11 protein-coding genes are annotated in these 12,009 nt (G+C 72.8%); 2 read left to right on the top strand and 9 right to left on the bottom strand.

What is annotated here, in order from left to right; translation table 11 throughout:
• Positions 1–68 precede the first annotated feature (68 nt).
• From WME79_RS24070 to gatC, 3 genes are read right to left on the bottom strand one after another with little or no spacing between them, the layout of a single operon-like run.
• Positions 69–665: a GNAT family N-acetyltransferase gene (locus WME79_RS24070; protein WP_437539359.1), complete on the bottom strand. Its 597-nt coding sequence runs from the start codon at positions 663–665 to the stop codon at positions 69–71.
• 16 nt (positions 666–681) lie between these two features.
• Positions 682–2,229 carry an Asp-tRNA(Asn)/Glu-tRNA(Gln) amidotransferase subunit GatA gene (gene gatA / locus WME79_RS24065; RefSeq protein WP_437539357.1) on the bottom strand — a complete coding sequence of 516 codons (1,548 nt, stop codon included), beginning with the start codon at positions 2,227–2,229 and terminating at the stop codon, positions 682–684.
• A 5-nt stretch (positions 2,230–2,234) separates the two neighbouring features.
• Positions 2,235–2,546: an Asp-tRNA(Asn)/Glu-tRNA(Gln) amidotransferase subunit GatC gene (gatC, locus tag WME79_RS24060; protein ID WP_012236913.1), complete on the bottom strand. Its 312-nt coding sequence runs from the start codon at positions 2,544–2,546 to the stop codon at positions 2,235–2,237.
• A 160-nt stretch (positions 2,547–2,706) separates the two neighbouring features.
• On the opposite strand from gatC, the gene WME79_RS24055 reads away from it, so the two are divergent.
• Both WME79_RS24055 and WME79_RS24050 read left to right on the top strand, forming a co-directional pair.
• A complete protein-coding gene (locus tag WME79_RS24055; RefSeq protein WP_437539355.1) occupies positions 2,707–5,520 on the top strand; it encodes a hypothetical protein in 2,814 nt (937 codons plus the stop codon).
• A gap of 317 nt (positions 5,521–5,837) precedes the next feature.
• Entirely contained in the window at positions 5,838–8,204 is a 2,367-nt protein-coding gene (locus tag WME79_RS24050; RefSeq protein WP_437539353.1) for a PEGA domain-containing protein, read from the top strand.
• A gap of 186 nt (positions 8,205–8,390) precedes the next feature.
• On the opposite strand, the gene WME79_RS24045 is transcribed toward WME79_RS24050, so the two are convergent.
• From WME79_RS24045 to WME79_RS24020, 6 genes are all read right to left on the bottom strand, one after another.
• Positions 8,391–8,927 carry a hypothetical protein gene (locus WME79_RS24045; RefSeq protein WP_437539351.1) on the bottom strand — a complete coding sequence of 179 codons (537 nt, stop codon included), beginning with the start codon at positions 8,925–8,927 and terminating at the stop codon, positions 8,391–8,393.
• The gene (locus WME79_RS24040; protein ID WP_437539349.1) at positions 8,834–9,313 is read right to left on the bottom strand and encodes a hypothetical protein; all 480 of its coding nucleotides are present in this window, start codon (positions 9,311–9,313) and stop codon (positions 8,834–8,836) included. The genes WME79_RS24045 and WME79_RS24040 overlap by 94 nt, the downstream gene beginning before the upstream one ends.
• Positions 9,310–9,807, bottom strand: coding sequence for a hypothetical protein (locus WME79_RS24035; protein WP_437539347.1), 498 nt, complete (start codon positions 9,805–9,807; stop codon positions 9,310–9,312). The genes WME79_RS24040 and WME79_RS24035 overlap by 4 nt, the downstream gene beginning before the upstream one ends.
• Positions 9,808–9,867: 60 nt before the next feature.
• Complete coding sequence (locus tag WME79_RS24030; RefSeq protein ID WP_437539345.1) at positions 9,868–10,479, bottom strand: type IV pilin protein; 612 nt, start codon at positions 10,477–10,479, stop codon at positions 9,868–9,870.
• A gap of 78 nt (positions 10,480–10,557) precedes the next feature.
• A complete protein-coding gene (locus WME79_RS24025; protein ID WP_437539343.1) occupies positions 10,558–11,175 on the bottom strand; it encodes a type IV pilin protein in 618 nt (205 codons plus the stop codon).
• A gap of 149 nt (positions 11,176–11,324) precedes the next feature.
• Positions 11,325–11,981: a type IV pilin protein gene (locus WME79_RS24020; protein WP_437539341.1), complete on the bottom strand. Its 657-nt coding sequence runs from the start codon at positions 11,979–11,981 to the stop codon at positions 11,325–11,327.
• Between the last annotated feature and the right edge of the window lie 28 nt (positions 11,982–12,009).

Here is a 12,009-nt window from a genome sequence, read left to right as displayed (position 1 = left end):
CGACACTACCTGGTCGGCCGGCGCACGCAAGCGAAGCGCGAACCCAGCCGGGGCTCGCCGCGGCGCTGTCACAACACCCGGCGCAGGACCGGATACGGCTCGAACGCGTGCACCTCGGCGAATCCGTTCCTCGTGAACGCGGAGACCGGGCCGGTCCACAGCTCCTCGTCGCTCACCGGCTCCTTCGGTCGGCGTGGCAGGGCCTCGAGGGCGCGCGCGCCCCAGGCGGGCGCGAGCTCCACCGCGCCCGCGACGAGCGCGGTCGCGACGCCTCGCCGCCGGTGGCCCGGGTGCACGACGGCGCAGCCGATCAGGAAGACGCCCGTGCGATCGCCCGCGAAGCACGGCAGCCCGCGGTACAGGCGGCGCTCGTACGCCTTCGCCACGGCCGCCGCGGGCGCGACCTTGAGCCACCCGACGACGTGCGGCGCCTCCGGCGCGAGCGCCACGACGCCGCGCGCCTCGTCGCTGCCCGAGGCGAGCGCCTCGGCGAACTCCCGGCGGTTCTCGCCCTGGCCGTCCGAGCACCGCGCGAGCCACTCGTTGTTGGTGCCGCCGAAGTGGTAGTAACGGCAGTAGCAGGGCGTTCCGGCGGCCTCGAAGAGCGCCTCGAGCCCCGAGCGGTGCTCGGGGCCGGCCGCCGCCACGGTGATCGCGGAGCTCATCGGCGCGCTCCGCCCGTCATGCGATCGACGCGCGCAGCCCGCGCACCGGAGAGATCTGCTCCCACGCGTAGGCCGCCTGGCAGAGCCGCGCCTCCTCCAGCGCAGGGCCGATGAGCTGCAGGCCGACGGGCAGCGGAGGCCCGCCGTCCGGCGCCTGCGCGGTCGCGCACGGGACGCTGATCGCGGGCAGCCCGGCCATGCTGGCGGGCAGCGTGTAGACGTCGGCCAGGTACATCGACAGCGGGTCGTCCACCCGCTCCCCCAGCCGGAACGCGACCGTCGGCGAGACCGGCGCCGCGATGAGGTCCACCTCCCGGAAGGCCTCGTCGAAATCGCGCCGGATCAGCGTCCTGACCTTCTGCGCGCGCAGGTAATACGCGTCGTAGTAGCCCGCGGACAGCACGTACGTCCCGAGCAGGATCCGGCGCTTCACCTCCCGGCCGAACCCCTCGCCGCGCGTCCGGCCATAGAGGGCCTGGAGGTCCGCCTTCCCGCCGCGGTCGCCCTCCACGCGCAGCCCGAAGCGCACGCCGTCGAAGCGCGCCAGGTTGGACGACGCCTCGGCGGTCGCGACGATGTAGTAGGCCGCCACGGCGTACCGCGTGTGCGGCAGGTGCACGGGCTTGATCTCGCAGCCAAGGCCGCGCAGACCCTCGATCGCCTCCCGCACCTTCGCCTCGACCCGCGCGTCGATGCCCTTCGCGAAGTACTCCTCGGGCACCCCGATGCGCAGCCCCGCGACGTCGCGGCCGCACGCGGCCTCGTAGGCGCCCACCGGGGCGTCGAGGCTCGTCGCGTCGCGCGGATCGCGGCCCGAGATCACCTCGAGCAGGCGCGCCGCGCCCTTCACGTCCTGCGCGAACGGCCCGATCTGGTCGAGGCTCGAGGCGAACGCGATGAGGCCGTAGCGGGAGACGCGGCCGTACGTCGGCTTGATGCCCACGACGCCGGTGAGGCTCGCCGGCTGGCGGATGGAGCCCCCCGTGTCGGACCCGAGCGAGCCGGGCGTCATCCCCGCCGCCACCGCGACCGCGCTGCCGCCGGACGAGCCGCCGGGGATGCGCGACGGGTCCCACGGGTTCTTCACCGGGCCGAAGGCGCTGTTCTCGTTCGACGAGCCCATCGCGAACTCGTCCATGTTGCACTTGCCCGGCAGGATCGCGCCGGCCTCGCGCAGGCGGGCGACGACCGTCGCGTCGAACTGCGGGCGGAACCCGCGCGCCGGGTCGGGCGACCTCGACGCGCCGTCCGCGCCCGCCGCCGCCCGCGTGAGGATCTTCGAGCCGGCGGTCGTCGGGGCGCCCTCGGTGCAGAGCGCGTCCTTGAGCCCGATCGGCACGCCGGCGAGCGGGCCGAGCGCCTCGCCCCGCGCGCGCCGCGCGTCGAGCGCGCGCGCCGCCGCGACGGCCTGCTCCCCCTGCACGGTGAGGAAGGCGCCCAGCGCGCCGTCGCGCTGCTCGATGCGCGAGAGCGCGGCCCTGGCCACCTCCTCGGCGCTCACCTCGCCGCGCTGCACGAGCGCCGCGAGCTCCGGGATGGATCGATCGAGGATCGCTGTGTCCATCGGCGTCACCCCTCGTCCACGAACGCCGGAACGGCGAACCCGTCGTCCTCGACCCGCGGCGCCTCCCGCAGGGCCACCTCGCGCGGCAGGCTCGGCGCCTCCTCGTCGGCGCGGAGCGGGAGCCGCTCGATCTGCACGTGCGCCGTCGGCGGCACCGCCGAGACGTCGAGCTCCTCGAGCTGCCGGACGTAGCTGAGGATGTTGCCGAGATCACCGGTGAGGCGCTCGATTTCCTCGGCGGAAAGGTCGAGGTGGGCGAGGCGCGCTATCGTCAGCGCCTCGTCGCGGCGGAGAGGGGGCGAGTCAGCGTTCGACATGGGCGCGCCCGATGTAGCACCGCCGGTTCGGCGGACGCTAGCGCCGCGCGCCCCCGAACCTGGCCGCGGTACAAAAACGGTGATAACGGCTGCCGCGCGCGCGTCCAGTCGTTCTCGACGGCCCGGGCAAGAGCCCCGCCCCTCCGCGCGTTGTTCGCGAATGGAGTCCCCGAAAACGCCCTTCCTGCGCCGCGAGCGCATCGGCATCCTCGTCCTCTGCGCGTCCGCGGCCGTGGCGATGTCGCCCGCCGTCGGCGGAGGCGCTCGCGACCGCTCGACCGCGCTCGCTGCGGAGCTCGCGGAGCGGGGCATCGCCGCGGCGGCCAGCGACGTGGTGTGGGTGGATCCGCCGCGCGGCGGCCTCCGCCCGTTCGGCGCTGACGCGCGCGCGATCGCGCGCGGCGTGCGCGCCGGCGGTGAGCGCGGGGAGCCCACCGACCTGTACCTCGTCGACGCGAGGCTCTCGCCGGAGGGCGTCCTGCTCGACGTCTCGGCGATTCACAACCTCACCGAGACGAGCGGCGCGGACGAGTCGAAGCCCGTGCTCCGCGGCGACGCCCTCGCCTACGTCTCGCGCCCGCTGATCGAGGCCGCGTCGCCCACGGTGCACGTGCTCGATCTGGACGGGCAAGAGCTCACGGGCGGCGCGGACTGGTCGCTCGTCGAGCGGCTCCAGCACGCCGTCACGAGCTGGCAGGCGACAGGCCGCCTGCGCGGGATCGGCCGGCGGACCTTCGCGATCGACCTCGCCCGCAGCGAGGAGAACGGCGCCGAGGAGCCGCACCCCGAGGAGCCTGGCGCCGAGGAGCCGCGCGCGGAGGAGCCGCGGAGCCGCCGCGGCCCGGACGCGGGCGACGTCGCGGTCGCCCTGGAGGACGACCGCGCGGTCGTCGTCCGCGCGGGCGGTCGCGAGGCCCGTCTGCCGGTGCGCGGCGCGGACGACGACGCGGCGCTGCCCGCGTGGATCCGCGCCGAGGCGTCCGAGGTCGCGCGGCCGGGGAACCTCGTCACCTGGGCGGTCGACCGCGTGCGCCTCGTGATCGGTGACGCCGCGATGCAGACGGTCAAGGCCGTGGCGTTCACGGCGCTCGATTTCGTCCTCCGCAACAAGGAGGCGGTGACGGGCGACACCGGCGAGGAGGACATCGCCGCGGACCTCGGCCAGAGCGCGCTGGATCCGCCTGTCCGCCAGATCCCGATCGATCCCGAGATCGGCTGGCCGCCAGCGCCGCTCGAGCCGTGGGTGACGCCGCCGCTGCCCGGGGAGGGGCAGTGGAACCCGCAGGGCGGCGACGCCTTCGTGCGCCAGCTCGACGGGCTCCCGCCAGCGTTCATGACAACGTTCCTCCGGACGGACCGCTCGCGCAAGGCGACGCGCGTCTACATCGCGCTCTGGGATCCGCGCCAGGTGGAGCTCCACATGATGGCGGGCACGGTGGAGCCCAAGGGCGCGACGGGCGAGGCCGGGCCGGGGCTGATCCCGCGCACGCCCGAGGTCATGAAGCGCGTGGTCGCCGCGTCGAACGCCGGCTTCCAGGCGATGCACGGCGAGTTCGGCATGATGGCCGACGGGGTGATGTACCTGCCGCCGAAGCCCTACGCCGCGACGGTGGCCGTCCGGCGCGATGGCAGCACCGTCTTCGGGAGCTGGTCGGAGGACGAGAGCGTCCCCGAATGGATGCTGTCGTTCCGCCAGAACATGACGGTCATGGTCGAGGACGAGAAATGGAATCCCTTCGGCCGGACGTGGTGGGGAGGCACGCCGCCCGGGTGGGCCGACAAGACGCACACGGTCAGGACAGGCATCTGCCTGACCCGGGAGCGCTTCGTCGCCTATTTCTATGGCGCCGACGTGAGCCCGGAGGCCCTGGCCCAGGCGATGATCCAGGCCCGCTGCTCCTACGGGATCGCGCTCGACATGAACGCGGGCCACAGCGGGCTCGAGTTCTATCGTGTGACGCCGAGCGGCGAGCTGCCGCCGCTGGGGCGCCCGCTCCAGGGGGAATGGGAGACCGAGGGCGATGTCTCGGGGCTCTCGGGCTACCGGTTCCGGGGCCGCCGGCTCATCCGCGGCATGGGCCTGATGAACTTCCCCCGCTATATCCGGCGGGAGGCGCGCGACTTTTTCTACATGACGCTGCGGCACCTGTTGCCGGGGCCGCCCCTCGCCCCACGCGCCGCGCCGGCCGTGGCGGGGGAGGGCGCCTGGCGCACCCAGGGGCTGCCGCAGCACGGCTTCCCCTATGCGCTCGCGATCACCGAGATCCGCCCCGATCCCGCGCGTCCCGACGTCCGGCTGCGGGTGCTCAAGGTGGACCCGCGGACCGTCACGGCCGCGCCGCTGGGCGAGCCCGGGGCGCCCCCGCCGGCCGGGGCGGGAGCGACCGTGGCGCTCTTCAGCGACGGCGCCGCGGCGCCCGGCGCGGGGCAGGGCGAGGGGTCGAGCATCTGGCACTCGGCTGGGTCCTTCTCCGCCTCGCCGACCTCCCCGGTGCGCGGCGCGGTCCGGATCGCGACGGGGGCGCTCGGCAGCGCGAGGGCCGTGGCCGCGCTGGGCGTCAACGACGAGGACGGGATGCTGATCTACGTCGAGCGGGCCGCGGCGGGGCCGTCCAGCGCACCGGACGCCGCGCTGGCGCCGGACGCATCGGCGCCACCCCCGGCGCCCGCCGACCCGCGCGACGCCAAGCTGCTCCAGGATTTCCTGGCGGGCCTCGGCTGCTCCTCGCGGATCTACCTTCCCCGGCCGCTCTCGGTGGCCCTGGGCGGCGATACCGATCTCTCCGGCGCTGCCGTCCATCCGCCGTCAGGCCCGCGCGCCATCCGGCTCACGCGCGCCGAGGCGCCTGGCGCTGGCCGGATGTTCGAATCCACACCGATCGTTCCGCACAGCGTCTGGTACCCGCTGCAGCAGAAGCGCGTTCGGTACTTCAAAAAGCCGAAGAAAGAGGAAACGGCAGACGGCGATCACTGAGCGCGGCGGCGCCCCGGCCCTTCCCTGACGTGCAGTAGGCGCTTGTGCGCTGGCGGCCCGACCGACTAATACACGGCGGCCGGTGCATCGATTGCGATCCTTCGGAGCTTGCGACATCTCGGCGCGGATCTGCGTGGGCTCGCTGGGCGGGGGCGCGCGCGCGCTTCGCGGGCGGATGGGGCGCGGCGTCGTATTGCGGCGCGCAGCGGACGTCGCGCGCGCAGCGGACGTCGCGCGCCGCATCGCCGGCGGTGGAGCGCTGGATCCGCGCGAGATCGCGGCGTGCGGGGCGCCTCGCTGCCGCCGAGATCCTCCCGATGGCGCTCGCGAAGTCACCGGACCAGCGGTACGCTGCAGCGGATCAGGGGATTCTAGCGCGCTCCGAGCTCGCCCGCGACGAGCGCTTGTACATCGAGTTCACGCTCGTCGCGCGGAGCATGCGCGATCGTTTCCGGGACGCCGCGACGAACGGCGCCGCATATCCTGAGGAGTTCTCGAACATGGCGGACAACAAGGGCGGCAGCGATCTGGACGTATTCGAGGGGCTCGCGAAGAAAAAGTCGCCCGCCACGAGCCCCGCCCTCGTGCCTCCCTCGCCGCCTGCGCGGTCGCGCACCCTCGTCGGCGCGGCGGTGCCGCCGCCTCCGAACCATGCGGCGACGCTTCCCAGCGGCGTGCCGTCTCCGCTTCCGCCGCCCGTGACGCAGAAGGGGGCCGGCCCGTCGTCGCTCCCGCCGCCCGTGCCGTCGAAGGGGGCGAGCCCGGGGTCGCTTCCACCGCCCGTGCTGCCGAAGGGGACCGGTCCGGCGTCGCTCCCGCCGGTCGTGCCGGCGAAGGGGACCGGTCCGGCGTCGCTCCCGCCGCCGTCGCTCCCGCCGCCGTCGCTCCCGCCGCCGGCCGTGACGCAGAAGGGGACCGGTCCGGCGTCGCTTCCGCCGCCCGTGTCAGCGAAGGGGACGAGCCCGGGGTCGCTTCCGCCGCCGATGCCTCCTTCGGTCAAGTCGGGCTCCCTGCCGCCCGTGGTGGCGCCTCGGTCGCGCCAGCCGTCCCTGCCCGCGATCAGCGCCCCGGCCCTGCCGTCGAAGAGCCCGCTGCCGCCGGCGCCCGTCGGCGGGGGCCCGGGCTCGCTGCCTCCGGTGGTCCCTCCGCCCGTGCGTCTGCCGTCGGTGAAGCCGCCGCAGAAGGCGGGTGACGACGCGAAGCCTCGCTCGGCCAAGGGCACCGCAGTCGACATGAACTGGGACGACGACGAGGAGTCGACCCACGTCTACGACAAGCAGGGGAACGACTACAATCATGGGCGCTCGAGCGCGCTGCCGGCGGCGGGCTCGCCGGCGATCCCGAAGGCGGCCGCGGCGCTGGTCGCGAGCTCTGGCGGCGCGGCGTCGGCCTCGCGGGTGCGCACCCCCGTCCCGGCGCCGCCGCCGATCCCGAGCGCCCCGCCCGCGCCGGCGATGCCGCCGGACCTCGGGCTCCGCGCGCTGTCGCGCAAGGACGAGCCGACGGAGATCCGCCCGCGCCACGTGGTGCAGCAGGGCGCCGGCAAGGCGGGCGTGCTCCTCGGCGGGCTCGCGCTGATCGCCGTGCTCATCCTGGCGGTGGTCATGCTGGTGCCCAAGAAGGGCGCGCTGACGATCGACCTGAAGGCCCCGAGCGGCGGCTCCGTCGACCGGGCCGAGATCTTCCTCGACGGCCAGAAGCGCTGCGACACCGTCCCTTGCGTCGTGCGCGATCTCGAGCCCGGCTCGAAGGTGGTCAAGATCCTCGCCCCCGACTTCCCGCCGCGCGACGCCGTCGAGATCGTCGAGGGCGGCAAGGAGAAGGTCGTCGTGATCACGCTCGACGCGGCCAGCGCGGAGCGGTCTTCCTCTAGCGCGCCGACGCCGACCGGCGTGAAGGCGTCGGGCGCGCCCGGCGTGAAGGTCTTCATCGACGGCGAGGAGAAGGGCGCGCTCCCCGTCGAGGTCAGCGTGCCGCCGGGGGAGCACAAGATCCGCTTCGACGGCGGCGAGCGCTTCGCGCCCCTGGAGCAGACGGTGGAGGTCGGCCAGGGCCAGATGAAGGATCTCGGCGCCGTCGCGCTCAAGGTGCTGAAGGGGCAGGTGACGCTGGAGCTCGCCACGTCGGGCGCCTCGGTCAAGCTGGTCAGCGCCAAGGGCACGGAGAAGAAGCTGCCCGATTCGGCCTGGAAGAAGCCGCCGGTCAAGGTCGATATCACCGCGTCCGAGCGCTGGAAGCTCGTCGCGACGAAGAAGGGGTACCAGGACTTCTCTCAGGCGATCTCGTTCGAGGACGGGCAGGCCGAGAAGACGATCCGGATCGCGCTCGACGAGGCGCGCAAGTCCGAGCCGGCCGCCGCCGCGCCCGCGCCCGCGCCCGCGCCTGCTCCGGAGCCGGCCGCACCGAAGTCGGAGCCTGTGGCTGCCGCGCCGAAGGCGGAAGCGCCGGCGGAAGCGCCGGAGCCCGCGGCTGCTGCTGGCGGTGCGACGCTGAACATCAACTCGATCCCGGTCTCGAAGGTGGTCCTCGACGGGCGGCCGCTGGGGAGCACGCCCAAGGTGGGCGTCAGCGTCCCTGCTGGGTCGCACACGGTGATGTTCATCCATCCGGATCTCGGGAAGAAGTCGGTCACCGTCACGCTGAAGGCAGGCGAGACCAAGACCGCGGCCGTCAAGTTCGAATGAACGACTAGCCGGCAGGGACGCTGGGAGAGCCGTCAGGGACGCGGGACACCCGGACGAGCCAGCCAGCGAGTCCGGGCGCTGCATGGCTCTGACCTTGCTGCCTCCGGCGGTTCACTCCGCCCGTTCCGGGGACGCCCGGGCGCCGTGCCGGCGTCCGGCGCGCGCTGCTTCAGCGCCCGAGGCAGCTCACCGCTCGCCCTCGACCCGCTCCGCCCAGGCGCGCCAGGTGGTCGCGCAGCGCGGCTCGTCCGCGTGCGCGCCGCCGGCGCAGTACGCCGGGTCGCGCGGGGGGCCCAGCACGAGGATCGCGGTGTTGCTGACGAACGGCAGATCGTGCCGCCAGAGCTCGCGGAACCCGTCGAGGCGCCGGCGGTACTTCTCTGCGTCGCGCGCGTCGAGGAGCTTGTCGAGCTGCCCGCGGATCTTCTGCTTGAGCTCCTCGTCGTCGGTGACGGCGAGCGTGCGCTGGAGGAACCGGATCTGCGCCTCTCGCTCGCCGGCGCGCCCCAGGATGCCTGCGCCGCCGAGCGCCTGCCAGCTGATGTTCGCGTCGCCGCCGCCGAGCTCCGCGGCGCGCGCAAGCATCCGGGCCCCATCGAGGCGCCACTGCGCCTTCTCCTCGGGATCGGTCAGGTACGTGGCCGGCGCGATGAAGCCGACGAACTGGCCGAGCGCGAGCCAGATCTCGCCGTCGAGGGGGCGGTTCTGGACCCCGCGCTCCATGATCTCACGCAGGGGTCGCGGAAGGTCGGGTCGAGCGCATTGATGGCGTCGAGCAGCAGGGTGAGGTTCTCGAACCGGCGCCGCTCCATGGTGTGCAGGCCCTGCGAGACGAGCACGTGCGACCAGAGCAGATCGGCCAGCGCGGAGCGGTAGCCGAGCGACAGGCGGACCACCTCGTCCGTCGGCGGCAGCACGTACACGTCGGAGGTCTCGGCGACCCGCTGCTCCAGGTCCGCGGCCGGCGCGCGCACGCTCCCGATGGCGACGGCGGCGGCGGCGGAGAGCGCGACAGCGACGAGCGCCTCGCGCGCGCCTGCGAGGCGGGCGAGGAGCGAGCGGGCTGCCGGAGGAGGCCCCGCCCCGGGCGCCGGAGGGTCCCCCATCATTCCACCTCGCGGTCCACGAACATGCCCGGCAGCACGCGGGCTGGCTCCCCGGGGATCCGCTCGCCGCGCACCTCGAACGTGGACAGCACGCCGTCGCCGTCGAGGTCGCCGTGCGCGGTCGCGGTGAAGCGCATGGCCTTCGACGCGTCGAGCTCGCTCGTGAACTGGAAGGAGAATGCGTGGGGCCCATCGAAGCGGAAATCGAGCGACCGCCACGTGAGGTGCTCCCACGACTCGGGCGGATCGACCGCGCGCATGCCGCGCGGCACCTGCGCCGGGGTCAGCGGGGCAGGCGGGGGGAAGCTGATCTCCTGCGGCCGCGACTCGGCGTAGGCGACCGCGCTCGTCACCAGCCGGTCGAGCCCCTCGATGGGCTCGCTCAGCTTGGATGCGCTGAGGTTTCGGAAGAACGCGGGGACGGCGACGGCGAGGACGCTGCCGCCGACCGCGAAGGCCGCGCTGAGCTCCAGCGCGCTCCAGGAGCGCCAGGTCATGGGCTCCTCTCTACCTCACCCCTCCGCGATCGAACAAGCGCGAGGAAGGCACGGTTCGCATCAGTCGGAGTCGATGTTCGTGTAGATCGCCGTACTGGTCGCGATCTCGCCGTCGCGCACCTCTCCGGTGCGGGCGATCGTGTATCTCCGCCCGTCGCCCTTCAGGTCCCCGACCGCGCCCACCTCGAAGCCGTCCGGTCCGGGGATGGGAGCGCCAAGCAGGCCCTGGCTGACGTAGCTTCCGCCGACCTGGTACGAGTACTGGAAGTAGATGGGCTGGCTGATCGAGAAGCCGAGGCACTGCCAGCCCGCGAGCGTCGAGCCCGAGTTGAAGTCGACGCCCGGCGTATCGTTCGGCTGGTACTTCTTCCCCTCGACGGACGCGAGAAGGAGCGGGACCGGCGTCGCCGAGGTGCAGAGGAGGTGAGTGTTCGCCGAGGCGACGCCCGTGGCCGGCAGGATCTGCGAGACGTCGCGCTCGCGCTCGTACTGGGCGATCGCGGTGCGGGTGATGGCGCCGACGACCTGCTTCGCTTCAGCCGTCTTCGCCGTGACGAGGTAGCTGCGCACGCCGTAGATCGCCAACGTGGCGAGCACGCCGGCGATCGCGACAACGATCATGACCTCGATGAGGGTGAAGGCTCGTCCACGGACCGCTGTCGTGCTCGACATAACACGCCCTCTCCGCTCGCAGACGACGCCGATGGACCGGGGCTGCCCGGCTCATGTGAGCCGGGCAGCCGGGAGGTCTCATTCGAACTCGTTGTTGACGAAGACCTGCGTGGCCAGCGCCAGCTCGCCGTTGCTGATGGTGCCGCCGCGGGCGAAGCCGCTGAACGCGGTGCCGTCGCCGTCGATGTCGCCGACGGCGCTCGCCTCGAAGCCGAGCAGCCCGGCGCCCACCGCGGGCGCGCCCGTGAGGGCGGCGTGGGTGTTGTTCGCACCCCGGAGATACTGGTACTGATAGTAGATTGGCTGCGATATCGTGAACTTGAGGCACGGCCAGCCCAGGACCGCGCTGCCGTTGTTGAAGTCTTGCCCCGCGGCCGAGTTCGGCTGGTACTTCGTGCCCTGTGGGATGGCCGCCGGAACCGCTGCGGCGGCCGAGTCGCAGAGCTCGTGGCTCGCGGCCGCCGAGGTGCCACCGCCGGCCAGGATCTGCGAGGCGGAGGTCTCCCGCTCGTAGGCGGCGGCGGCGCCGCGGGTGATCGCGCCCACCGTGTTCTTGGCCTCCGACGTCTTCGCGGTCGCGAGGTACCGGCGCACGCCGTAGATCGCCAGCGCGGCGAGGACGCCGATGATGGCAACGACGATCATGAGCTCGACGAGCGTGAAGCCTCTCCTGTCATATCGCTTGATTGCACGCATGAGTGTCGATCCTCCGTGATGCTTTCTTTAATTGGATGCTTTGCCGAGACTGACCATGATGTCGCCTGGTGCGGGCTCGGCCGGCCCGCAGCGCGAAAACCTCTGCCACGGACAGGCGCTCTCCGCGCCACGCCGAGGCGAACCTTCTTCTACTCCGCGTCGTTCTCCCAGTAGATCTCGGCCATCGTGGATGCCGTCAGGAGCAATGCCAGCGTTCCATCCTCGTCCCTATCGCCGGCCGCCTGGACGACATACCAGGGCCCGTTGGGCAGATAGTTCGTGTTCGTCAACGGGTTCCCGGGGATTCCCGCCCAGGTGAAGCCCGCGTTCGGCGTCACGCTGAAGGCGTTGCCCACGCCGGCCTTCGTCGCATACCCGAAACGGACCGCGCCGTCCGTCGAAACGTTGAGCAGACGCCAGTTGGCTTGGCCGTCACCCGCGCCGCCCCACCCGCGCTTCCGATCGTTGAGAGTCCCTGCAGGATACCATGATTCGAGCGTGGTCGAGACGTCGAGATACACGAGCATCTCGGCCTTGTAGGACTCTTGCGCACCGCGGATGCCTTGGATGACCGCCTTCGGCTCGGCGATGCCCGCCGCGTTCATGTACCTGCGGTAACCCACGAGGGCGAGCGCCGCGAGGACACCCACCATCGCGACGACGACGAGGAGCTCGACGAGCGTGAACGCTCGCCTCGCTGCGCTTCGCTGTCGCCGCGTGCTCCGCATGTGCCCTGACGCTCCAGCAGGTGACGTGCCAAGGAGAGCGCGGCGCGGCGTCGTCTTCGAGTTGCGCGAGAAGCTCATGAGTTGCCTCGGTTTTCCTTGAGGTGAG

Source organism: Sorangium sp. So ce726, from assembly GCF_051521405.1.
In the GTDB taxonomy this organism is placed as follows: Bacteria; Myxococcota_A; Polyangia; order Polyangiales; family Polyangiaceae; genus Sorangium.
This window is presented reverse-complemented; position numbering and strand designations above follow the sequence as displayed.